The following is a 22,499-nucleotide window of genomic DNA, read 5'->3' on the forward strand; positions in this document are numbered from 1 at the left end:
GCCTTGTGCATATTGGCAGTCAGCCTTACGGCGCCGCGATTACTTGGCGTAATCCTCGGTCGGCACGCAGGAGCAGAACAGATTGCGATCGCCATAGACGTCGTCGATGCGGTTGACCGACGGCCACAGCTTGCTGGCGCGCACCGCGTCGGACGGGAAGACCGCCTCGGCGCGGCTGTAGCCACGATTCCACTCTGCATCCATCACGTCGTCCTGGGTGTGCGGCGCATGGACCAGGGGGTTGTCGGAAAGGCTCCAGTGGCCGTCCTGTACCCGGGCAATCTCGGCGCGGATGGCGGTCATGGCTTCCACGAAGCGATCCAGCTCGCGCTTGGATTCGGATTCGGTCGGCTCGACCATCAGGGTGCCCGCCACCGGGAAGCTCATGGTCGGCGCGTGGAAGCCGTAGTCCATCAGGCGCTTGGCCACGTCCATCTCGCTGATGCCACTGGCTTCTTTGAGCGGGCGGATGTCCAGGATGCACTCGTGGGCCACCCGGCCGTTGCGACCTGTATAGAGCACGGGGAAAGACTCGCCGAGCTTCTTGGCCAGGTAGTTGGCGTTGAGGATGGCGACCTGGGTGGATTTCTTGAGCCCCTCGTCCCCCAGCATGGCGATGTACATCCAGCTGATGGGCAGGATGCTGGCCGAGCCGAACGGGGCGGCAGACACGGCGCCGTTGTCACGGCTCTCCTTGTCGGTCTTGACCACGGCGTGACCGGCCACAAACGGTGCCAGGTGTTTCTTCACGCCGATGGGACCCATGCCCGGACCGCCACCGCCATGAGGAATGGCGAAGGTCTTGTGCAGGTTGAGGTGAGAGACGTCCGCACCGATAAAGCCTGGCGCCGTCAGCCCGACCTGCGCGTTCATGTTGGCGCCGTCGAGGTACACCTGACCACCATACTGGTGAACTATGTCGCACACCTCCTTGATGGTCTCCTCGTACACCCCGTGGGTGGAGGGGTAGGTCACCATCAGGCAGGAGAGCTGGTCTCCGACCTCGGCGGCCTTGGCGCGCAGGTCGTCCAGATCCACGTTGCCTGCCTTGTCACAGGCGGTGACGATGACCTTCAGGCCCGCCATCTGGGCAGAAGCCGGGTTGGTGCCGTGGGCAGAGGCCGGGATGAGACAGACATCGCGATGCCCCTCGCCGCGGGACTCGTGGTACTTCTTGATGGCCAAGAGGCCCGCGTATTCGCCCTGAGCGCCGGAGTTGGGCTGCATGCAGACCGCATCGTAGCCGGTCACCTTCACCAGCCAGTCTTCCAGATCTGCCAGCAGCAGCTGGTAACCCTGGGTCTGCTTGAGCGGCGCGAAGGGGTGCAGCTTGCCGAATTCAGGCCAGGTCACCGGGATCATCTCGGCGGTGGCGTTGAGCTTCATGGTGCAGGAGCCGAGAGAAATCATGGCGTAGTTCAGGGCCAGATCTTTCGCTTCGAGACGGTGGATGTAGCGCAGCATTTCGGTCTCGGAGTGGTACTTGTTGAATACCTCGTGGGTCAGCACGGCGTCGGTGCGCAGCAGATCCTGCGGAATGGCGTGATGAGTCTGGGCGGCCTGGTCGAGGGCCTCCACATCGAGGCCGTGACCCGCCCCAAGGAACAGGTCGAACAGCTCGGCCACATCGCCTCGGGTGGTGGTTTCAGAGAGGGACACACCGACCGCACCATCGAGATCCGCACGCAGGTTGATGCCGAGCCCTTCGGCCTTGGCAATGAGTGCAGCCTTGTCCGACGTCAGTACTGTGAGGGTATCGAACCAGCTTCCGTGCTTGAGGGCCACACCCTTGGCGGTGAGGCCGAGCGCCAGGATGGTGGTCAGACGGTGCACGCGGGAGGCGATAGTCTTGAGCCCCACCGGGCCGTGGTAGACGGCGTAGAAGCTCGCCATGTTGGCCAGCAACACCTGGGCGGTACAGATGTTGGAGTTGGCCTTCTCGCGGCGGATGTGCTGCTCGCGGGTCTGCATGGCCATGCGCAGGGCGCTCTTGCCACGGGCATCCTTGGAGACGCCGATGATGCGACCCGGCATGGAGCGCTTGTAGGCGTCGCGGGTGGCGAAGAAGGCGGCGTGGGGGCCACCGTAACCCATGGGCACACCGAAGCGCTGGGCACTGCCGAACACCACGTCGGCACCCAGTTCACCCGGGGATTTGAGCAGCAGCAGGGAGAGCATGTCGGTCCCGACGCAGGCCAGCCCCTTCTGGGCCTGGACGGCGGCAATGAGGGAACGCAGATCGGCCACATTGCCGGTGGTGCCCGGGTACTGGAACATGGCACCGAACACCTCTTCGCTCACGGCCTCGCCCGCAGGGCCGACCACCACATCGAAACCGAAGTGGACCGCGCGCTCCTTGACCACGTCGATCACCTGGGGGTGAACGTCGTCGGCCACGAAGAAGAGGTTGGATTTGGATTTGGCCATGCGCTTGGCCAGCGCCATGGCTTCGGCGGCGGCGGTGGCTTCATCAAGCAGGGAGGCGCTCGCCAGATCCATGCCGGTGAGATCCAGGGTGAGCTGCTGGAAGTTGAGCAGGGCTTCGAGACGGCCCTGGGCCAGCTCGGGCTGATAGGGGGTGTAGGCGGTGTACCAGCCCGGGTTTTCCAGCACGTTGCGCAGGATGACGTGGGGCACGTGGGTGTCGTGGTAGCCCATGCCGATGTAGCTCTTGGCGATCTGGTTCTTGGCCGCATAGCCCTTGAGCTTGGCCAAGGCCTCCACTTCGGTCATGGGGGCGCCGATACCAAGCGGCCCTGGACGACGGATGGCGGCGGGGACCGTCTGCTCAATCAGATCGTCCAGACTCTCGGCACCCACGGTGGCGAGCAGGGCCCGCAGTTCTTCCTCACCCGGGCCGATGTGACGGCGGATGAAATCGGTTTTTTGCTCGAGTTCAAACAGTGACTGGGTCATTTCCCTATTTCCTGGTAATAGGTCCTGGCATGACATCCTGACAACCAAGACCTGATGTTCCTGTAGCCGGTCGATACCGACTCCACTCATGTTCTGTGTCCGCCGCGGGCAGACGGGGAATGCGGCAAGGGCATCCCGAAGGCGCAAAGGCTGCGCCGATCCTGCAACCGCCATGGCCGCAGGATGGCAATCATACAAGTGGGCCCTGCTGTGTTGGCAGGGCCCGGGGGCATTACTCTTCGTCCACCACGTTCTGGTAGCCTTCGGCATCCAGCAGGTTGGCGAGCTCGCCCGCGTCGTCCAGCTTGATGCGGAACAGCCAGCCGGCGCCGTAGGGGTCGGAGTTGACCAGCTCGGGGCTGCCTTCCAGCTCTTCGTTGACGGCCAGGATCTCGCCGCTCACCGGGCTGTAGATGTCGGAGGCGGCCTTGACGGACTCCGCCACGGCGCAATCTTCACCGGCGCTCACCTGCTTGCCCACTTCCGGCAGATCGACGAACACCATGTCCCCCAGCAGATCCTGGGCGTGCTCGGTGATGCCGACCACGGCTTCGCCGTTGGCTTCAACACGGACCCACTCGTGGGAGGTGGCATATTTCAGTTCGCTCGGGATATGGCTCATTTGTGCTTCCTTTATGCTCTTGGATCGCTTCAACAAAAATGGGGCGGCGAAGGTCAACCCTCGCCGCAATCAATGATTACACCAGCGGCTGGCCGTTGCGCACGAAGGCCGGCTTGGTGACTTTCACGGTGACCTGCTTCTTGCGGATCTCCACCTGGGCCTGCTCGCCGATATCACGGGGCACCCGCGCCAGGGCAATGCTGTAACCCAGAGTGGGCGAGAAGGAGCCGGAGGTGATCACCCCTTCCCGTGTCTCGCCGCTCTCGCTGGTGAAGGTGACCGGCATGCCGGCACGCAGCACGCCCTTTTCTTCCATCACCAGACCCACCAGCTTGGGCTGGTTGCCGGCGGCCTTCTGGGCTTCCAGGGCGGCGCGGCCGATGAATTGGCGGGAGGCAGGCTCCCAGGCCAGGGTCCAGGCCATGTTGGCGGCAAGCGGAGAGATTGACTCGTCCATGTCCTGACCGTAAAGGTTCATGCCCGCTTCCAGGCGCAGGGTATCACGGGCACCCAGGCCGCAAGGGGCCACGCCGTTGTCCAGCAGGGCCTGCCACAGATCGCACGCCTTCTCCTGGGGGACCACGATCTCGTAGCCATCTTCGCCGGTGTAACCGGTGGTGGCGATGAAGAGATCCCCGGCCTGCACACCGAAGAAGGGCTTCATGCCTTCGACCGCCGCATTCTGCTCGGGGGTGAACACCTTGGCCGCCTTGGCCTTGGCGTGGGGGCCCTGCACCGCGATCATGGCAAGCTCGGGGCGCTCGGTCACGCTCACGGCAAAGTCGATGGCGTGATGGCGGATCCAGGCCAGATCCTTCTCGCGGGTGGCGGAGTTCACCACCAGGCGGTAGAAGGTATCGGTCAGGAAATAGGTGATGAGGTCATCGATGACGCCGCCTTCCGGATTGAGCATGCCACTGTAGAGGGCCTTGCCGGGGACGGTGAGTTTGGCCACGTCGTTGGCCAGCAGGTGTTGCAGGAAGGCTTTGACCCGCTCGCCGGTCAAATCGACGATGGTCATGTGGGAGACATCGAACATGCCTGCATCGGTGCGCACCACATGGTGCTCTTCCAACTGGGAACCGTAGTTGATGGGCATCTCCCAACCGTGGAAGTCCACCATCTTGGCACCCGCTTCCAGGTGTTTCGGATGCAATACAGTAGTCTGGATCATCGCTGTGTTTCCTTAAGCGTTCGCGACAACACTCGCAATCCGCCCCGGCTCGTCGGGAACTACGGACCACAAGCTCTGTGCTCGTTCCCGCCCGGGCGGGCAGGAGTGATTCCTTGAACGGAGCGGATTATATGACAAGCGTGCCGGGGCACCGCTCAAAAAAAACTAATCCTCACCCAACTCACTGACACCAGACACTAAGGCAAAAACAGTGATAAAAACAGCCAAAACCGCGCCATTGCGGGATTTAATGTTGATTTTTACCGTCCCGTCACAATTTACAGAAAAACGTTTCGCTTCTCGCCAACATTAAAGGCTGACACCCCGAAGGGGCATCTCGCCCTGTCAGATTAGTTTTTTTGTTAAAACCCCGGGGTAAGATTAGATTTTTTCACCCTTGGCCAGGGTGGGCAGCTCCCCATCCAGCCCCATGGCGGCCCGGATCATGCCCTGCTTGAGGGGGCCAAGACCGTCGACGGCGCGAAGCCCCACCCCGCGCACCAGCTTCTTGAGGGGGTTGCTGCCCGCAAACAGTCGCTTGAGCCCCTCCATGGCCGCCAGCATGCGCGCCGCCTCGCTCTTGCGCCAGCGCTCGTAGCCCCGCAGGTTGGCGAGCAGGCCGATGTCCGCGCCCTTGCCGTGATGAATGAGGATCTGCTCCGCCAGGGCGGCGGCATCCAGCAAGCCCAGATTCACCCCCTGCCCCGCCAGCGGGTGGATGGTGTGGGCCGCATCCCCCACCAGCACCAGGCGCTCGCGGGCAAAGTCGCGGGCGTAGCGGGCGGTCAGCGGAATGGCGCTGCGAGCCCCCTCCACCTTGCACAGCCCGAGACGCCCATCAAAGGCGGCGGTGAGCTGGCGGTTGAAGCCGTCGTCATCCAGGGCGCAGAGCGCCTCGGCGCGGGCCGCGGGCACAGACCACACGATGGAGCAGAGGTCGGGCTGCCACAGGGGCAGGAAGGCGAGCGGCCCCTCGGGGGTGAAGATCTGGCGGGCCACCGCCTCATGGGGCTCGGCACAACGCACCGTCGCCACCAGGGCGTGATGACCGTAATCCCAGCTGGTGAGGGGAATGTCTGCCTGACGGCGCACCCAGGAGTGGGCGCCATCGGCGGCCACCACCAGCTTGGCCGAGAGGGCCTGGCCATCTTCCAGCAGCAGCAGGGCGCCCGCTGGCCCGCACTGCAGGCTGGTGGCCCGGGCCGGGGTCAGCATCTGGATATTGCTGGCCCCCGCGATGGCGTCCAGCAGCGCAAGCTGGATCACCCGGTTCTCGACGATGTGGCCAAGGGCCCCCTGACGCAGGCTGGCAGCATCGAAATCGATGTGGCCGAAACTGTCCTGCTCCCACACCTGCATCTTCTCATAGGGCTGCAGGCGGCGCGCCACTATGCCGTCCCAGGCGCCGACCCCTTGCAGGATGTGCTGACTCGCGAGGCTCAGGGCACTGACCCTGTTGTCCGGCGTCTCACCAAGCGTTGCATCGGGCAGCCGGCCTTCCACGATGGCCACCTTGATCGCCCGGTTCTTGAGGGCGGCAGCGAGCCCCAGGCCCACCATGCCCCCCCCCACGATCACCACATCCACATCTTGCATCTGCATTCTCTTGTGTCCTTTCCGGCGGGTCGCCAGGATCTGCGAGGCGACGCCCACAGGCGTGCCTCTTGCTCGAAATCGTCTTTGCCGCCGGGGCGACAGCGCTTATTGGCCGCACACCTCGTCCACGAATCCCAGGGTGCGGGAGGCGAGCGGTGCCTTGAGCCAGGGCACTCTGCCCATCAGGGAGAGCGCCAGATTGCGGCCCACCACCAGGGGAGCGTGATGGTTTGAGAAGAGCTGGGCCAGGGAGGACGTGAGCCAGACGGTCTGGGCCTGATCGTCCCGCCGCTGCTGCCAGTAGCCGCTTAGCACCTCAAAGCCGCCGATGTCTTCCCCCGCCGCGAGCGCACGGGCCAGGGTCCGGGTCAGCACATCCAGATCCCGCATGCCGAGGTTGAACCCCTGACCGGCGATGGGGTGCAGCAGGTGGGCGGCGTTACCCACCAGCACGGTGCGCTGGGCCAGCGGGTAGTCGGCCACCGTCAGCACCAGCGGATAGAGGTGGCGCACGCCGGTACGCTCGATGCGCCCGAGGCGCCAGCCAAAAGCCTGCTGCAGACGGGCGAGAAAGGCGGCGTCATCCAGTGCAAGCAACCCCTGTGCCTCGTCCCGCGGCACGCTCCACACCAGAGAAGAGAGGCCGTCCTGCATGGGCAGCAGGGCCAGCGGCCCTCCATCGGTGAAGCGCTCGAAGGCCCGCCCGGCGGGATCCTCGGCGGTCTTGACGGTGGCGATGATGGCGCTCTGACCATAATCGTGGCGACTGACCGGCATCTTGAAATGTTGGCGCACGAAGGAGTGGCCCCCGTCGGCCGCCACCAGCAGCCGGGTGCGGTAGCGCGTGCCGCCCTCCAGGGCGAGCGTCACTCCCCCCTCGTCGGGGTCGATGGCCTCAAGCCTGGCCGGGCACAACATACGGATCTGCGGGCAGGCGGCGATCGCCTCTTGCAGCACGATGCCCGCCGCCGACAGCTCGATCACCTGACCGAGGGCGGGTAGACCATACTCCGCCGCCGACAGCCGGGTCTGGCCGCAGTGGCCCCGATCCGACACATGGATATGGGTGATGGGGGAGCAGTGGGGCGCCAGGTGCGGCCAGAGGCCGTGACGGGCCAGCGCCTCGCAGGTACCGGCGGAAAGCGCGATGGCACGGGCATCGAAACCGGGATGAGCATTGAGCTCGGGCGCACTCGCCTCCAGCAGCAGGATCTGCAGGGGGGCGCCATCCTGTCCTTTCAGGGCGGCAAGGGAGAGGGCCAGCACGGCACCGCTCATACCACCGCCGACGATAGCCACGTCGACGTGAACCAGATCAGATTGAGACATGAGAAGAGGGCATAGGCGAAAAAACGTGGGCCAATCCTACCACAAAGGTGACGGACGGGATGCGAAGCCACGGGCAAAAAACCGCTTTGGCACCATGGGTTAGCAGAGTGCCTCCCCTGCTCTCGCCCCTTGTAAAACAGAAAGAGCGCCGTGATGCGCTCTTTCATTGACCCGGTGGGCGGGGAGATCAGTGCAGGGTCGGCGGCGTGCTCGGTGCGGCCGGGCGCTTGCCAAACTCCTCGAACGCCATCATGACTCCGAGGCGCACGTGTTCGTAGAGCACCAGGAAGGAGGCTTCGTTCTCTTCATCTTCCTGATCGAATTCGGCAGAGACCTGGGTGATGCTGGCGATGTCCTGAATCATCTCCTGCAGCTCTTCGGATGCCTTGGAGAGCTCCTGTTGCACCACGCCAAAGCCGGCCAGGAAGGCCTGGGACCAGTCCACCAGCGAGTCGATACGCTCATCGAGCGGCGCCTCGTCGCTTGGCAGCAGCAGCTCGACGCCCTTTTGTGCCATCAGGCTCTCGATCACCTCGTGATAGAGGTCGGTCATCACCTGGCGCACCGGTGCCGGCAGGCCGAAACCGTCGTTGATCAGATCATTGAAATGGGGCTGCCAGCTTTTGTCGTCCAGGGCCACGCCACCGCACACCAGGCCGCAGATCACGCCATGGGCCTCGACGGCCGTCGCCATGAGGTCGTGCTGTGCCATCAGGTCCGCCACGGCGGCGTATTTCAGGGGGTTTGTTTTGCTCATCTAGGATCCGCTCAAAGTTCAGGCAAATATGCAGAATTTATGGCCGAGATCCTAGCATTCTCCCCCTGCCAGAGCCAGCAAGGCCTTGAAACTTCTGCATCTGCGCTATATAGTCCCGCCCAGTTGTCCACGTGGATAAAGGCGGAAATCAGCCCCGCCGTATTGAGGAAGGCATGAGCATAGAGGCCGTAGAAATCGTCATTCTGGGACGTCCCTACAAGGTGTCCTGTCCCCTGGGACAACAAGATGCCCTGCGCCAGGCCGCCGACCAGCTGACCGACAAGCTCATCGAGCTTCGTCAACGTTCCAAGGTCTCCAGCAACGAACAGCTGGCCGTCATGGCAGCGCTCAATTTCTGTCATGAGCTCTGCCTTGAAAAAGAGAAAAACCACCAATACTCTGAGACCATGGACAAGCGGATCAAGATGCTGCAACGCACCATCGAAGCCGCCTTGATCGAGCACGGACAATACGGTGAATCCAGCGAAGAGGCGCAACAGCCCTAATCGCACCGAGTTTTGAAATTCCCTGGAGTGTTTGTCAGCCGGTTCAAGTCCCCGAGCCGATATTCATACCAAACAGGGGGTCTGCCTTCTGGCTATTGAGCATGCTCGGCCCGACCGAGAAGCCTGCGGCCAGATTAGATCTCCGCCTTGAACCGACGGTTCAAGGGCCCAAACCGGCAACGGCATCTCCGGGGTACCTACCCAAAAAAAGCCCGTCATCACGACGGGCTTTTTCTTTGCCTGCGCGGCCCCCCCCTTCCACTCCCCTGCGGCGTCTCGCCACCCGGCAGGAGGCAGTAAAAAGCCCGCCAACGGGGCGGGCTCTTGGCCGTGTCAGACGGCCATCTGCTCGTGGGGCGCGCCGTGGTGGCGCAGCCACACAAAGCTCAAGGCCACGATCAGCACCATCACCGTCATGATGGCCCCCAGGGTCACCTGCCCCGTCATCGGGAAGCTGGCGGCCAGCAGGGTTACCACGCCAGCCCCCAGATTCTGCATGCCCCCGAGCACGGCTCCCGCGGTACCCGCCTGGCCCGGGAAGGGCTCGATGGCACAGGAGGTGGCGGTCGGATAGAGAATGCCGCTGCCAATGAAGTAGACCGCAGCCCCGCCCACCAGGGAGGCAGCGCTCACCATGCCGAGCAGCCCGGGTACCAGGATGATGAGCGACCCCAGGGCCAGGAAGGCGATGCCAAGGCGCATCAGCTTGCCCTGGCTCAGGCGAAAACTCAGTCTGGCGGAAAGCCAGGCGCCGAACAGATAACCGGGCAGCGGCAGCACGAACAGCACGCTGACGGTGCGGGCACTCAGCTTGAGCACGTCCCCCAGCAACACCCCGGCCGCCGCCTCGAACACCGCGAGGCCGGCAAAGGTGGCCATCAGACAGAGCAGGTTGCCCTGAAAGCGCGGGTTGCCGAGCACATGACGATAGGCGGCGCCCACCCGCAGCGAATGCTGGCGGGCGGATGCTGGCAGCGTCTCCCCAAACCAGGCCAGCAGCGCCAGGGTGGTCAGGGCACCAAAACCGAACAGGAACCAGTAGCCGGCACGCCAGTTGAACAGCTCGGTGAGCCAGCCGCCCAGCACAGGTGCCAGCAGGGGGGAGAAGATGACCCCCATGCTCACCAGGCTGTTGGCACGGTTGAGCTCGGCGCCACTGTAACGGTCGCGCATCACGGTCCGGCTCATGGCGCCCCCCGCCCCGGTGCCCAGCCCCTGGATCAGGCTGCCCGCCAGCAGGGCGGTGAAGCTCGGGATCAGCTGGATGGTGAGGGTGCCGACCAGGAAGATCATCATGCCGATGATGAGCACAGGGCGACGACCGATGCGATCCGACAAGGGGCCATAAACGAACTGGGAGAGGCCGTAGGGAATGAGGTAGCAGGCCATCACCGCCTGCAGCTGGCCGGAGGCCACATGGAAGTCCCCCGCCATCATGGGAATGGAGGGCACATAAAGGGTCTGGGTCATCTGACCCACGGCGACCATCAGAATGGTCAGGAAAAACAGGGGATAGAAGCTGTGCCGATACATACTGTCGTCCGAAAAAAATCAAAAAGCCGCCACCCTCCGGGCAGGGATCTGCAGGAGGTGTCTGACAAAGGTCGTTGAAGAGGAACAAGGCGGAGGACCCGCACCCGCCAGCAGCAGGACGCTCTCTGGCTTGCGACAATCTTAGTGATTCATATCACAAAAAACGAACGAAACTTTATAATCTGCTTACCCAAGTTTTTCTAATGCGACGGGGCCCAAGGCCCCGTCACTGTCATCTCATTATGGGGGAAGGATTCATCCTGTCCCCTCTTTACCCCACTCTTCTCACCTCGGCCGACGCGCCTTCGAACATGGGGGTACCCGCCTCCCCCAGTCTCAGACAACGAGGAGCAACCTTGTCGGCCAGCCCCTCGTCATGGGTCACCAGCAGCAGGGCGCAGCCTATCTCTCCCAGTTCCTCCAGCAGACAGGCGATGGTCTGTTGCTGGCTCAGGGGATCGAGCCGGGACGTGGGCTCATCGGCGAACAGCAGCACGGGGCGCAGCAGCAGGGCCCGGATAAGCGACAGCCGCTGCAGCTCCCCTCCCGAGACCTGGTTTGGCAGGCGCGTCAGCAGCCGTTCATCCAGCCCCAGCCGGGCCAGATAGTCGACAAGCCGATGGCGAGGCAGCCTGTGCAGACGCAGCACATCATCGAACTGGGTGGCGAGGCGTACCCGGCTGGCAAAGGCCTGCACCGGATCCTGATAGAGCTTCTGCCAGCGGCAGGGGGCTATCCCTTCCCGGCGCAGTACCTCCCCTTGCAGGGGGCGTTGCAACCCCAGCAGCACGTTGCCGAGGGTGCTCTTGCCCGCGCCGCTCGGCGCCATGATGGCCATTCGCTCCCCTTGCGCCAGGGCAAGGTCGAGCCCCGTGAACAGGGGTTGATCCCCATATCCCATGGCAAGCCCCTTCCCGCGGATGAGCCAGTCACCGGTGGGAGGGACGGCCGCCTCGGGCCAGGCGGAGGGCTCCGCCGCCAGCAGGGCCCGGGTATAGGCATGGGATGGCGTGTGCAGCACACGCTCGGCGGGCCCCTGCTCCACGATCTCTCCTCCCTTGACCACCAGCACCCAGCCCCCCAATGCGCGAGCCAGGGAGAGATCATGGGTGATGGTCAGCAGATGGCGTCCACGGGCCAGGTAGCCCAGCAACAAGGCACCCAGCCTGGCTGCGGCCCGGCTGTCGAGCCCCTTGGTGGGCTCGTCGGCCACCAGCAGACGGGCCTCCCCCAGGGTGGCGGCGGCAAAGGCCGCGCGCTGGGCCATGCCTCCCGAGAGCTGGTGTACAAAGGCGCCCTCCCGCCCGGCCAGTCCAAGCCGCTCGAGGGCGGCGCGGGCCCGCGATCGGGCCTCCTTGCCCCCTGGCAGCCACCCTTCCTCCACCTGGGCAAGCAACCCCATGGTGGGATCCAGCGCCAGCACCGGCTCCTGGGGCAGCATCGCCAGCTCCCGCCCCCAGAGAGTGCGCAGGCGAGGCGTGTCGGCCAGGTTGTGATGGCGGCCACCCGACACCATCTCGCCCCGGCCTGTCAGGGGGGCTGGCAACGTGCCCATCAGGGCATGAGCCAACAGGGATTTGCCCGAACCGCTCTCCCCGATCAGGGTCAGGGCGGTGCCGGGATGAATGGTGAAATCCAGCGCCTGCAACAGGGTTTTCTGGCCATCATCGACCTGCAACCCCTTGATATGAATGGCCGTCATGAGGTGGCTCCTTGTGAAGATGGCATGTCAAGGCCGCGCGTCTGATGAAGCAGCACCAGGGCCAGCAACATCAGCCCCATGACAAGAATGGGGGCCAGTAGCAGACGGGGAGCCTCCTGATAGTGGGGCAGTGCCTCCGTCATCATCAGCCCCAGCTCCGGCGTGGGCGGCTGAATGCCCACTCCGACAAAGCCCAGGGTAGAGAGGGTTAGAATGGCACCCGCTAGGCCGAAGGCCATCATGGTGAGCAACTGGGGGGCGAGCTCGGGCCAGAGATGGCGCCGCACCACATGGGCATGGCCGAATCCCAGCAGACGGGACGCCTCCACCTGGGGCGAGGCGAGCAGCCCCCGGCTGCGGGCACGCACCACCCGGTAATACTCCACCCACTGGGCCATGGCCAACCCGAGATAGAGGATGGCAAAGCCACCCTGGGCCATGGCGGAGAAGAGCAGCACCAGCAACAGGCCTGGCAGGGCCAGCACGCCGTCGGCCAGGCTGCGCAGCAGACCGTCGACCCAGCCGCCGCGCCAGGCCGAGAGCCAGCCCAGCAATGACCCCAGCAGCGCCGCCGTGATGACGCACAGCAGTCCCAGCAGCAGGGAGAGCCGGGTCGCCGCCGCGAGGCGCGCCATCAGGCTGCGCCCCATCTGATCCCGCCCGAGGGGCTCCTGCCAGGAGGGATCAGCCAGAAACTGTGCCAGATCCTGAGCCGCCGGATCGGGCCAGAGCACGGGGCCCAGCAGGGCAAACAGCACCACCAGCAGGAGCAGGCCCAGCCCCGTTTTGACAGACAACGACATGATCAGGACTCCTTGGGACCACGGGGGTCAATGGCAAGACAAAGCAGGTCGGTGAGGGTATTGAGCAGCACGAAGAGCACCGCCAGCACCAGCACGGTCCCCTGAACCATGGGGATGTCGCGCCAGAAGATGGCGTGCACCAGCGCATGGCCGATCCCGGGCCAGGCAAACAGGCTCTCGACCACCACGACCCCCTCGATGAGCAGCACCAGCTGCACGCTGGTGTAGGCGATGATGCTGACCCCGGTGTTGCGCAGACCGTGGCGCCAGAAAACCCGGGCCGGCGAAAGCCCCTTGGTGAGGGCAAATCGGTAATAACCGGACTGCACCACGGTGAGCACGCTTTCACGCACCACCCGGGAGAGCACGCCGGAGAGCCCCAATCCCAGGGTCAGGGCGGGCAGCAGCAGGTTGCTCCCCTCCCCGTGCCCTGCCGCACTGACCCAGCCCAGCTCCACCGAGAGCATCACCATGAGCACCAGGCCGAGCAAGAAGGGGGGCAACGCACGCATCAGCACGCTCCAGCCCAGGGTCAGGCGATCACACCATCCCCCCGGGCGCAGCGCACTCAGGCTGCCAAGCGGCAGCGCCACCACCAGCGCCAGCACCACGGAGGCGCTCGCGAGCGTCAGGGTGGCGCCCAGGTGATGACCCACGTCGGTGGCGACCGGTGCGCCCGTCACCAGGGAGCTGCCGAGATCCCCTTGCAGCAAGGCCCACAGCCAGTCGCCAAAACGGGCAAGGGCCGAGCCGGCCAGCCCCAGCTCGCTGCGCACCGCGTTGGCCGCCTCGGCGGTGACATAGTCATAGCCATAACGACCCGCCGCGATGCGAAAGGCGATGTCTCCGGGCAGGGACTGCACCATCAGAAAACAGAGTCCGGCCACCAACAGGGCAACCACCAGCGCCTGCACCAGACGCTGACCCAGTATCCCCATGACGCGAGACAAGGGTGTCGCTGTCATCGTGCGCTCCATGTCAACTTGTCCAGGCCATAGCTGCGCTCCTGGGGATCGAGTTCAAACCCCTCCAGCCCCCGACTGACCGCCGCGCTCTGGCGGTACCAGGCGATGGGCAGGAGCGGCAACTCCTGTTGCAGTGTCGTGGCTATCTCCCGGCGAGCCGCAGCGGCGTCTGTGGGCGACAAGGCTTGCGTGGCAAGGCGGGTCAGCGTTTGCGTCATGGCCGGGGAGTGCCAGTTCATCACCCCCCAGTCCGCACCGGCAGGGGCTAAGTCCCCCAGCAAAGTGACCAGGGGATCCGGTACCAGGGCATAATTGCGGGCGTAGAGACCAAGCTGGAGCGAGCCGTCCTGATGGCCCGCCGGGATCTCGCTCGAGTTGCCCACCGCCACCTTGAGATCCACCCCCACCGCCTTCCACTGCGCCTGCAGTGCCGTGGCGAGGAGCGGCAGCTCCGGACGGTCAGGGAAGGTACGCAAGGTCAGGGCGAAGCGCTCTTCCCCCTTGCGCAGCACACCGTCCTCTCCCGGCTGCCAGCCTGCCGCCGCGAAGGCCGCCCGGGCCGCCTTGACGTCATAGGCTAGCGGCGTCAACCCGAGCTGGTGCCACTCCCCCAGAGTGGGGGGAAAGAGCTGGGTTGCCGCCATCTCGGGATCCCGCAGCAAGGCGGCTGCCATACCACGACGATCGATGGCGAGACTCAGGGCACGGCGCACCACCGGATCGCTCAGACGGGGATCGGCGCCATTGAGCTTGAGCTGGATGGTCCGTGGCAGGGTGACCGAGGCGATGGAGACCCGTGATGCCTGCTGCAAGCGGCGGATGCTGACCGGATCCAGCCCCCAGGCGATGTCGGCCTGACCGCTCTCGGCCATCAGGGTGCGGCTCTCTGCACGCCCCACCGTCAGGTAGCTGACCTCCTCGATTGCGGGCCTGGCCCCCTGCCAGCCGTCGAAACGCACAGTCTCTATCCGCTGGGGTTGTTGCAGGCGGGTGATGCGGTAGGGGCCAGAGCCTATCACCTGAGTTACCTCCCCCTTGGCATCGTAGGCTGCCTTCGCCAGGATCTGGGTGCTGGGGTGGGCCAGCACGGCGGGCAGGGAGGCGAAGGGTTCGCTCAGGGTGACCTTCAAGACGCCATCTCCAGATCCGATGGACGCAATGGGAGCGCTGGTCATCACGCCGGGCTTGCGCCAGGCCTGTTGCAGGGCAAAAGCGGCCTGCTCGGCGCTCACCTCGCTGCCATCGTGAAAACGGGCCCCGGGGCGCAACGTGAATCGCCACTGCAGACCGTCATCGCTACGCGACCACTCACTGGCAAGCCCGGGTTGCAGATTGCCTTTCCCATCGACATCCACCAGGGTCTCCGCCACCTGCATGCGAGTAAAGAAGACCCCGTTGCTGGCGGGGTCGACACTGTGGATCTCCCAGGGCCCCACCATGGCAAGCGGTTTGCCGTCGGCTGCAGTCGTTCCTGCCATCAGAGCCAGGGCGAACCACCCGGCTACGGTGCATTTTTTTGTCATCCTTTCCATCCAAGCTTCATGTTCATCAACCAAAGATGGTGGCGTTATAACATAACAATTAATCAGGGAGAATGACTTTTGATTTTTGATAAATGGCTTATTTGAAAGACAAAAAGCGACTGCGATGCAGATCGTCAAACAACGGGGAGTCAAAGGGGAATAAAAAAGATGGCCCGTCAGGGCCATCATGATGGCGTCAGCGAGTCACCATCTGCTGCGCCCGCTTGACCTGATCCTCGGGGCTCTCATTGCGCGGTGGAATGGTGATGCCCTTCTGGCAGGCGGGCCTGGCTTCCATGCGTGCCATCCAGGCCTGCAAATGCACCAACCCCTCGATGGAGATACCACTCCAGTCGTGGATGCGCACCCAGGGCCAGGTAGCGATGTCGGCGATGCTGTACTCGTCCGCCAGATACTCATGGTGTGCCAGATGACCGTCGAGCACCTCGAACAGGCGTCGCCCCTCCTTCTGGTAACGCTCGATGGCGGCCGGGATCTTCTCGGGGAAATAGCGATAGAAGACGTTGGCCTGCCCCATCATGGGACCGACGCCCCCCATCTGGAACATCAGCCACTGGATGGCCTGGGAGCGGCGCTTGGGATCCTGCGGCAGCAACTTGCCGGTTTTTTCCGCCAGATAGATAAGGATGGCGCCGGACTCGAACACCGCGAAGTCACCGTTGTCCCGATCGACGATGGCCGGGATGCGGCCATTGGGGTTGATGGCCAGGAACTCGGGCTTCTTCTGCTCCATGGTCGCGAAATCAAGGGGAATGACCTTGTAGGGCAGCCCCAGCTCTTCGAGGGCGATCGACACCTTGAACCCGTTGGGCGTGGCGGCAGTGTACAACTCTATCATCTTGGACTCCTTGAACGTTCAGGGGAAAGGATCAGGCCTGGGCGCTGGACCTGGCACTCACCCGGTCATGCCAGTCCTGCAAATGGTGCTGTTCGGGGGTGATGCGCAGGCCGACCACCTTGCCAAAATCAATGGTACAGAGGGCAAGAATGTCGGCGATGGTGAAGCGTTCCCCCGCAATATAGGGCACCTCGGCAAGACGGGCATCGAGCTTGTCAAACCAGATCTGAGCCTGTTGCTTGCACTCCTCCCCCCATTCGGGGAAGACCCGCTCCCGGTCTTTGTAAAAACCGGTGATATGACGAAACGCCATACCGGTCGGCAACCAGAGGTTGAAATCGATGAAGCGACTCCACATCTCTATGGTGGCGCGCTCCAGCGCGGTGCTGCCAAACAGGTTCGGCTCGGGGTGGAGCTCTTCAAAATAGCGGCAGATGGCCAGGGTTTCACTCAGACAGGTTCCGTCATCGAGTTCCAGCACAGGAATGCGCCCGGCCGGGTTCTTGGTCAAAAAGGCGGGCGCCAGGTTTTCCCCCGCCCCCAGATCGACCTGTTGATATTCCATCTCGATCCCCTTCTCCGCCAGAAACATTCTGACCCGACGGGCATTGGGGGCTCGTCTCAGCTCATAAACCTTCATGTCACCTCCGTCGACGAACACACAGTGAGCCGCTGCACAGGCCATAGCAAAGCGGCACAATGTCGGTCAGTTATGACAAATATTGTGCCGCTTGAACAGCCCGCATCGAGGGGGAGATGATTAGCTGCTCAGTACCCCTGGTTGGCGCTGGCGCAGCAAGATAAGACGGGAAAGCAGCGGAAAATAGGATTCAAACTTGCTTTGCAGCACCAGGCTGCAGGCAGGATCCGCCAGTTCGGCCTCATCCAGCAGAATACCGTTGGAAACGAAATAAAAATGCGGATCCCGGACATCCGGCCCCTGTGGAGGATGTTCATACTGTCGATGCACCAACAGGGGAAGCACCGGCAATCCCAGTGCACTGCCTCCTGCAGGCCAGAGCGGAGCAGGCCAGGCAGCCCCCTCTTCTTCCAGCAGCAGGATCGCCGCTTCGTCCTTCGACGGTTGCCACTGCTGGGGCTGCGCCACCCGGACCTCGGTGACATAATCGCTCTCTTCGCTGGCGGCACGCAGTGCGGCCAACACACCCAGAGTCGTCGGCGACGACGGTTTCTGACTGACTAATGACAGATTCATGGCTCATATCCCTATGCTCACCACAGCCTGTTATCCGGCTGTCGCGATAAGACTAGTTGATTACAGGTCTTTATTGGAGCCGTCAGATTTGTCAGTCACCACCCTGACCGAATGAGGGCATAGCAGTTGCTATTCCCGAATATCTTGGTAAGATGTCGCGTCCTTTTATCCCCCGTTCTTTAACATCCAGTGGTGAACCTATGCATCCGATGCTGAATATCGCCGTGCGCGCTGCGCGCAACGCCGGTCAAGTAGTAGTAAAAGCCTTTTCTCAACCCGAGAACATCGAGGTTATCCAGAAAGGCAGCAATGACTTCGTGACCAACGTTGACCGTGACGCCGAAGCGGCCATCATTCACACCATCAAAAAATCTTACCCGGAACACAGCATCGTTGCTGAAGAGTCTGGCGAGATTGCCGGTACCAATCCGGACTACCAATGGATCATCGACCCACTGGATGGCACGACCAACCTGGTCAAAGGCATTCCGCACTTTGCCGTTTCCATCGCTCTGCGCGTCAAGGGCAAGACCGAACAAGCCGTTGTCTACGATCCCATCCGTGACGAGCTGTTCACTGCCACCCGCGGCAGCGGCGCCCAGCTGAACGGCTACCGCATCCGTGTCGGCAAGGCCAAAGAGCTCTCCGGCACTATCCTGGCCACCGGGTTCCCGTTCAAGCAGAAGCACCACATCGAACCCTACCTGAAGATGTTCCAGAGCATGTTCATCGAGTGTGCAGACATCCGTCGTGCTGGCTCCGCCGCGCTGGATCTCGCCTATGTGGCCGCTGGCCGCGTCGACGGTTTCTGGGAAATCGGCCTGAAACCCTGGGACACCGCCGCCGGTGAGCTGCTGGCCAAAGAAGCCGGCGCCATCGTCACCGACTTCGTCGGTGGTCACAACTACGAAAACTCCGGCAACATCGTGGTGGCCAACCCCCGCGTGCTGAAAGAGATGCTCGGCAAGATCCGTGAAAACCTGCCGGAATCCCTGGCCAAGTAATCCCGGATACCCGTGAAAAAAATGCCAGTCGGTTCGCCGACTGGCATTTTTTATTCCTGACTACAGCGAAAATCCCGCCCCTCTCGATGACTCAACGGGATCAGATAGTGCCGTTGCGTCCCATGTTGATCACCACCCGGCGGTTCTTGGCTCGGCCAGCTTCCGTTTCGTTGGAGGCCACGTGCTGTTTCTCACCGTGCCCTTCCACCGAGATCTTGCCCTCCTCGATGCCGAGATCCACAAACACCTGTTTGATGGCATCCGCTCGCTTCTCGGAGAGCTTCTGGTTTGGCCAGCGGCCGCCATAGCTGTCGCTGTAGGCGTCGATCACCACCACATCGATGCTCTTGTCTGCCTTCACATAGTCACCGATCATCGCCAGCCGCCGCTTGGAGGCCGGTGACAACTGATCGCTGTTCTTGTCATAGGAGAGCACGCTGAAGGCGATGTCGTTGAAGCTGTAGGGCAGCAAGCCACTCAGGCAGTCCATGAACGCCTGGTACTTCACCCTGAAATTGACCGACGAGAGCGATACCCGCACCGGCCTGTCCTGACGATACCAGTCGCGATACTGGAAAGTCGGCATACGCCCTCCTTCCAGCTCGTCCAGCATGGTCCAGGCGGTCTGCCCCGCCACCAGGCCGTCAAACTGCTGATAGAACTGCAACTGGCTGATCTGACGCCCGGCCACCCCGGGACGCCAGCTGGGGGGCATGATCCCGAGGCTCACTGTCTGGGTACGCGCCTGGGGTCGCTGCCCCTTGAGCTCGAAATCCAGATTGATCTTGCGCCCGGCCCGGCTGACAAAGGCCCCGGTTCCCCAGCGGGGAATAGGATGCTCCAGCCTGCACTCCACCTGGGTATCAGAGGTCAGGCGCCAGACGGATTGATCCAGACCGGCGCCAAATTCGGTCACACCCGCCTGCAACTGCATACTCACTGATATGCTGATCAACCCCAACACCCAAGCATTCAACGGCTTGTCCTCCACACTATCTCGAATTATCTATCGGCAGCGGCAGGACAAGCTTTAGGTCAAAACGCTCAGTGGGGGGAAGAAGGGGCCATCAGCTTGAAGCTGGCGATGCGTCCCGCCAGGTCCCGGGCCAGGGCATCCAGTTCGGCACTGTGTTGTTGCAGGGTATGGGAGTGCTGGCGATGGGCCTCATACACGTCACGGATGGTCATCACGTTTTGCTGGATGTCGTCGGTCACATAACGCTGCTCCTCGGTGGCGGTGGCCACCTGGGCCGTCATGTCGCTCACCTTGCGCACCTCGTTGACGATGTCGGTCAGCTCGCTCCCCGCCCGCTTGGCCTCCGTCACGCTAAGGTCAGCCTGTTCGGTGCCCGTGTGCATGGCAGCCACCGCCTCGTTGGCCCCCTGGCGCAAGCGGCCCAGCATCCGCTCTATGTCATCCGCCGCCTGCTGGGTACGGGAGGCAAGCGCTCTCACCTCGTCGGCCACCACTGCAAAGCCGCGCCCGGATTCACCGGCACGGGCCGCCTCGATGGCGGCATTGAGGGCCAGCAGGTTGGTTCTGTCCGAGATCTGCTTGATGAGGTTGAGCGCTTCGCCCACCGATTCGGTATCCTGATGCAGGCTGTCCACCAGTTGCTGGGTATCACTCAGGGTACCCGCGACCTGCTGGATAGTGTGGATGGTCTGATCCACCTCCTTGTCACCCTGCTTCGCCCGGCCGATGGCCTGCTGAGTCGCCTGGGAGGTCTGGGTTGCGTTGCGGGCAATCTCCGCGACAGTCGATGCCATCTCGGTGGCGGCAGTCGCCACCAGATCCACCTGCCCGCATCCCCTGACTACGCCGGCATTCACCTCGGCAATGACCTCGGCAGAGCTGGCGGCGCTGCGTATCAGCACGTCACAGGAGTGGCGCACAGCCAGCAGCAAACTCTCCAGGTGCCCGAGGAAATGGTTCAGATCCCGCGCCAGGGCCCCCAGCTCATCGCCGGATCGCCAGTCGACCCGCACGGTCAGGTCGTTCTCCTGCACCAGGCTCTTGAAGGTCTGGTGCAGGGCCATGAAGCCCAGATGCAGATCCCGCACTACCCGCCAGCAGACGAAGGTGGTCAGGACGATGCACAGCAACACGCCAGCCGCCCCCCACCAGAAGTCACTGGCACTCCCGACCCGCATCTGTTCCACCCGCTCGAAGAGCTGCTGATAGAGGCTGTCTTCTATCTCCTTGAGCAGGCCTATCTTGTCGGTACTCAAGGCAAACCAGGCCTCCGCATCGACACCAAAACCACCGCTGGCCGCCTTGTCCAGGGCCAGTTTCTCCATGGCGGCCACCTTGGCCACCACGGGTGAGGTGAGGCTGTCGTGCAGCAACTGACGCTGGGCGGGACTCGCCACCGCCTGGAAACGTTCGAGATAGGTGTTCTGGGCCGCCAGCAGGGAGATGAACTGCTGCAACAGCGCAGGCGTGAAGCTGTCACGGCCAAAGACGTTGCTGAGCGTCGCCCGCTCCAGCCCCGCACGCTCCTTGCTCTGCAGGAAGGCGGCGTAGGCATTGGTCTGCAGGGCGATGGTGGCATCCATGCTGTCGACGCTTATCTTGTCCACTACCGCCAGCAAGGCAGTCACGAGGCGGGTATAGAAGCCGACCTGTTCCGCCACCTCGACCCCCAGGGCGCTGACCCGCTCACGCATGGCGGTGAGTCCCGCCACTCCCTGCTGCACCTCGGTCAGCGCCAGCAAGGCAGGATCCTGATGAAAACGCTGCAACAGGCTGTCCACCACCTTGCGCTGGGCAGGCAGCGCATCGCGAAACTTGTTGCCGCCAGAGCCGAGGAAGCCGGCCGACATGCCGCGCTCCCGTTGCAGCTCATGGGCCAGCTGCGCCGCCTCCTTTACCACCGCCAGCGCGACCAGGGCGCCGCTCATCTCCTGTTCGACCCGATAACGTTCATAGACGTACCGGCCGGAGAAAAACAGCAGGGCCAACAGCGGCAGACAGACCACCAACATCATCTTGTGTGCCAATCCCAGCTTCTTCATCGTCCTCTCCCTCCATGGTTGACGTCGCCCATTATAAGCACAGGTGTTTCAAAATGGCCCTCTTGCCGTCCCATGGCGGCAGATAAGGGACAAGGGCACGCTTTTTTGCCATAATGCCGCCTCCTTTCACGCCGACCGAGATACCATGACCGACGCCGTTCACACCCTCAAGGGCCGTTTTCGCGGCTTTTACCCCGTCGTCATCGATGTTGAAACCGCCGGATTCAATGCCAAGACCGATGCCCTGCTGGAAATAGCCGCCCACACCCTCAAGATGGATGAGCAGGGCTGGCTCGTCCCTGACCAGATCTTCCATTTTCATGTCCAGCCTTTTGAGGGCGCCAATCTGGAGAAAGCGGCGCTGGAGTTCACCGGCATCGACCCCTTCAACCCGCTGCGGGGCGCGGTGGACGAGAAAGAAGCACTCACCGAGATCTTCAAGGGAGTGCGCAAGGGCATGAAGGAGCAGGATTGTGGTCGCGCCATCATAGTGGCCCACAACGCCACCTTCGACCACGGCTTCGTGATGGCCGCCGCCCAGCGGGCCGGCCTCAAGCGCAATCCGTTCCACCCCTTCGCCACCTTCGACACCGCCGCCCTCTCGGGTCTTGCCCTGGGGCAGACGGTGCTGGCCAAGGCCTGTCAGAGCGCCAATATCCCCTTTGACAACAAAGAGGCCCACTCGGCCCTCTACGACACCGAGCGCACCACAGAGCTCTTCTGCCACATCGTCAATCGCTGGAAGAGCCTGGGAGGCTGGCCTCTGGCCAACCCGGATGAAACGACGGACACCGAAGACGAGGGCTGAACACTCCCAGCCCCTGCCCAGACAGGCTGCCCATGGCAGCCTGTCTGCATGAGGGGACCTGTCTGGGCAAGGAATAAGGGCCATTTTCCCGGTTCCCGTTCACCGCCAGCAGAAGATGCGTCCCTTGGCCGGGATCTGCCGATTTTTTTCTCGACATTTAGCCTGTTT

19 protein-coding genes and 1 other RNA gene are annotated in these 22,499 nt (G+C 63.2%); 4 read left to right on the forward strand and 16 right to left on the reverse strand.

Annotation, left to right across the window (positions count from 1 at the left end; all coding sequences use genetic code 11):
• Positions 1-39: 39 nt before the first annotated feature.
• The 6 genes from gcvP to AB7E19_RS07445 form a co-directional block, all read right to left on the reverse strand.
• The gene (gene gcvP / locus AB7E19_RS07420; protein ID WP_322130858.1) at positions 40-2,916 is read right to left on the reverse strand and encodes an aminomethyl-transferring glycine dehydrogenase; all 2,877 of its coding nucleotides are present in this window, start codon (positions 2,914-2,916) and stop codon (positions 40-42) included.
• Between the two features lie 232 nt (positions 2,917-3,148).
• Positions 3,149-3,538, reverse strand: a complete 390-nt coding sequence (gene gcvH, locus AB7E19_RS07425) for a glycine cleavage system protein GcvH (protein WP_010675081.1) — start codon at positions 3,536-3,538, stop codon at positions 3,149-3,151.
• Between the two features lie 76 nt (positions 3,539-3,614).
• The gene (gene gcvT, locus AB7E19_RS07430) at positions 3,615-4,712 is read right to left on the reverse strand and encodes a glycine cleavage system aminomethyltransferase GcvT (protein ID WP_010675082.1); all 1,098 of its coding nucleotides are present in this window, start codon (positions 4,710-4,712) and stop codon (positions 3,615-3,617) included.
• A 381-nt stretch (positions 4,713-5,093) separates the two neighbouring features.
• Complete coding sequence (locus AB7E19_RS07435) at positions 5,094-6,314, reverse strand: FAD-dependent 2-octaprenylphenol hydroxylase (RefSeq protein WP_201997069.1); 1,221 nt, start codon at positions 6,312-6,314, stop codon at positions 5,094-5,096.
• Positions 6,315-6,413: 99 nt separating this feature from the next.
• A complete protein-coding gene (ubiH, locus tag AB7E19_RS07440; RefSeq protein ID WP_214003172.1) occupies positions 6,414-7,637 on the reverse strand; it encodes a 2-octaprenyl-6-methoxyphenyl hydroxylase in 1,224 nt (407 codons plus the stop codon).
• A 187-nt stretch (positions 7,638-7,824) separates the two neighbouring features.
• A complete protein-coding gene (locus AB7E19_RS07445; RefSeq protein ID WP_042864005.1) occupies positions 7,825-8,394 on the reverse strand; it encodes a UPF0149 family protein in 570 nt (189 codons plus the stop codon).
• Between the two features lie 173 nt (positions 8,395-8,567).
• On the opposite strand from AB7E19_RS07445, the gene zapA reads away from it, so the two are divergent.
• A complete protein-coding gene (gene zapA / locus AB7E19_RS07450; protein ID WP_010675086.1) occupies positions 8,568-8,900 on the forward strand; it encodes a cell division protein ZapA in 333 nt (110 codons plus the stop codon).
• Positions 8,901-8,916: 16 nt separating this feature from the next.
• Positions 8,917-9,099, forward strand: a non-coding RNA gene (gene ssrS / locus AB7E19_RS07455) — 6S RNA.
• A gap of 134 nt (positions 9,100-9,233) precedes the next feature.
• Here ssrS and emrD read toward each other — a convergent pair.
• The 8 genes from emrD to AB7E19_RS07495 form a co-directional block, all read right to left on the reverse strand.
• The gene (emrD, locus tag AB7E19_RS07460) at positions 9,234-10,433 is read right to left on the reverse strand and encodes a multidrug efflux MFS transporter EmrD (protein WP_039038746.1); all 1,200 of its coding nucleotides are present in this window, start codon (positions 10,431-10,433) and stop codon (positions 9,234-9,236) included.
• Positions 10,434-10,704: 271 nt separating this feature from the next.
• Positions 10,705-12,135 (reverse strand): ABC transporter ATP-binding protein, encoded by a 1,431-nt coding sequence (locus tag AB7E19_RS07465; RefSeq protein WP_319886001.1) that lies wholly within the window; start codon positions 12,133-12,135, stop codon positions 10,705-10,707.
• A complete protein-coding gene (locus AB7E19_RS07470) occupies positions 12,132-12,938 on the reverse strand; it encodes an ABC transporter permease (protein ID WP_010675089.1) in 807 nt (268 codons plus the stop codon). Before AB7E19_RS07470 ends, AB7E19_RS07465 begins: the two co-directional genes overlap by 4 nt.
• A gap of 2 nt (positions 12,939-12,940) precedes the next feature.
• Complete coding sequence (locus tag AB7E19_RS07475; protein WP_039038749.1) at positions 12,941-13,903, reverse strand: ABC transporter permease; 963 nt, start codon at positions 13,901-13,903, stop codon at positions 12,941-12,943.
• A complete protein-coding gene (locus AB7E19_RS07480) occupies positions 13,900-15,426 on the reverse strand; it encodes an ABC transporter substrate-binding protein (protein ID WP_322130860.1) in 1,527 nt (508 codons plus the stop codon). Before AB7E19_RS07480 ends, AB7E19_RS07475 begins: the two co-directional genes overlap by 4 nt.
• Positions 15,427-15,622: 196 nt before the next feature.
• The gene (locus AB7E19_RS07485) at positions 15,623-16,285 is read right to left on the reverse strand and encodes a glutathione S-transferase family protein (protein WP_039038751.1); all 663 of its coding nucleotides are present in this window, start codon (positions 16,283-16,285) and stop codon (positions 15,623-15,625) included.
• Positions 16,286-16,316: 31 nt separating this feature from the next.
• Positions 16,317-16,925 carry a glutathione S-transferase family protein gene (locus AB7E19_RS07490; protein ID WP_322130861.1) on the reverse strand — a complete coding sequence of 203 codons (609 nt, stop codon included), beginning with the start codon at positions 16,923-16,925 and terminating at the stop codon, positions 16,317-16,319.
• A 120-nt stretch (positions 16,926-17,045) separates the two neighbouring features.
• Positions 17,046-17,501 carry a hypothetical protein gene (locus AB7E19_RS07495; RefSeq protein WP_039038753.1) on the reverse strand — a complete coding sequence of 152 codons (456 nt, stop codon included), beginning with the start codon at positions 17,499-17,501 and terminating at the stop codon, positions 17,046-17,048.
• Between the two features lie 200 nt (positions 17,502-17,701).
• Here AB7E19_RS07495 and suhB point away from each other — a divergent pair, with 200 nt between their 5' ends.
• Entirely contained in the window at positions 17,702-18,505 is an 804-nt protein-coding gene (gene suhB / locus AB7E19_RS07500; RefSeq protein ID WP_039038754.1) for an inositol-1-monophosphatase, read from the forward strand.
• Between the two features lie 100 nt (positions 18,506-18,605).
• On the opposite strand, the gene AB7E19_RS07505 is transcribed toward suhB, so the two are convergent.
• On the reverse strand, positions 18,606-19,481 hold the full coding sequence (locus AB7E19_RS07505) for a flagellar protein MotY (protein ID WP_039038755.1): 876 nt from the start codon (positions 19,479-19,481) through the stop codon (positions 18,606-18,608).
• A gap of 68 nt (positions 19,482-19,549) precedes the next feature.
• Positions 19,550-21,523: a methyl-accepting chemotaxis protein gene (locus AB7E19_RS07510; protein WP_322130895.1), complete on the reverse strand. Its 1,974-nt coding sequence runs from the start codon at positions 21,521-21,523 to the stop codon at positions 19,550-19,552.
• A 145-nt stretch (positions 21,524-21,668) separates the two neighbouring features.
• On the opposite strand from AB7E19_RS07510, the gene rnt reads away from it, so the two are divergent.
• Positions 21,669-22,331 (forward strand): ribonuclease T, encoded by a 663-nt coding sequence (rnt, locus tag AB7E19_RS07515; RefSeq protein WP_322130896.1) that lies wholly within the window; start codon positions 21,669-21,671, stop codon positions 22,329-22,331.
• Positions 22,332-22,499 lie beyond the last annotated feature (168 nt).

The sequence above is a fragment of the Aeromonas sp. genome (assembly GCF_050252055.1).
Lineage (GTDB): Bacteria > Pseudomonadota > Gammaproteobacteria > Enterobacterales > Aeromonadaceae > Aeromonas > Aeromonas caviae.

Coding starts and splice junctions, on each gene's coding strand:
- AB7E19_RS07470 (WP_010675089.1), bottom strand. CDS start 12,938: ATGTCGTTGTCTGTCAAAACGGGGCTGGGCCTGCTCCTGCTGGTGGTG.
- AB7E19_RS07495 (WP_039038753.1), bottom strand. CDS start 17,501: ATGAATCTGTCATTAGTCAGTCAGAAACCGTCGTCGCCGACGACTCTG.
- gcvH (WP_010675081.1), bottom strand. CDS start 3,538: ATGAGCCATATCCCGAGCGAACTGAAATATGCCACCTCCCACGAGTGG.
- emrD (WP_039038746.1), bottom strand. CDS start 10,433: ATGTATCGGCACAGCTTCTATCCCCTGTTTTTCCTGACCATTCTGATG.
- AB7E19_RS07490 (WP_322130861.1), bottom strand. CDS start 16,925: ATGAAGGTTTATGAGCTGAGACGAGCCCCCAATGCCCGTCGGGTCAGA.
- AB7E19_RS07480 (WP_322130860.1), bottom strand. CDS start 15,426: ATGACAAAAAAATGCACCGTAGCCGGGTGGTTCGCCCTGGCTCTGATG.
- AB7E19_RS07445 (WP_042864005.1), bottom strand. CDS start 8,394: ATGAGCAAAACAAACCCCCTGAAATACGCCGCCGTGGCGGACCTGATG.
- gcvT (WP_010675082.1), bottom strand. CDS start 4,712: ATGATCCAGACTACTGTATTGCATCCGAAACACCTGGAAGCGGGTGCC.
- AB7E19_RS07485 (WP_039038751.1), bottom strand. CDS start 16,285: ATGATAGAGTTGTACACTGCCGCCACGCCCAACGGGTTCAAGGTGTCG.
- AB7E19_RS07465 (WP_319886001.1), bottom strand. CDS start 12,135: ATGACGGCCATTCATATCAAGGGGTTGCAGGTCGATGATGGCCAGAAA.
- gcvP (WP_322130858.1), bottom strand. CDS start 2,916: ATGACCCAGTCACTGTTTGAACTCGAGCAAAAAACCGATTTCATCCGC.
- suhB (WP_039038754.1), top strand. CDS start 17,702: ATGCATCCGATGCTGAATATCGCCGTGCGCGCTGCGCGCAACGCCGGT.
- AB7E19_RS07475 (WP_039038749.1), bottom strand. CDS start 13,903: ATGACAGCGACACCCTTGTCTCGCGTCATGGGGATACTGGGTCAGCGT.
- zapA (WP_010675086.1), top strand. CDS start 8,568: ATGAGCATAGAGGCCGTAGAAATCGTCATTCTGGGACGTCCCTACAAG.
- ubiH (WP_214003172.1), bottom strand. CDS start 7,637: ATGTCTCAATCTGATCTGGTTCACGTCGACGTGGCTATCGTCGGCGGT.
- AB7E19_RS07510 (WP_322130895.1), bottom strand. CDS start 21,523: ATGAAGAAGCTGGGATTGGCACACAAGATGATGTTGGTGGTCTGTCTG.
- rnt (WP_322130896.1), top strand. CDS start 21,669: ATGACCGACGCCGTTCACACCCTCAAGGGCCGTTTTCGCGGCTTTTAC.
- AB7E19_RS07435 (WP_201997069.1), bottom strand. CDS start 6,314: ATGCAGATGCAAGATGTGGATGTGGTGATCGTGGGGGGGGGCATGGTG.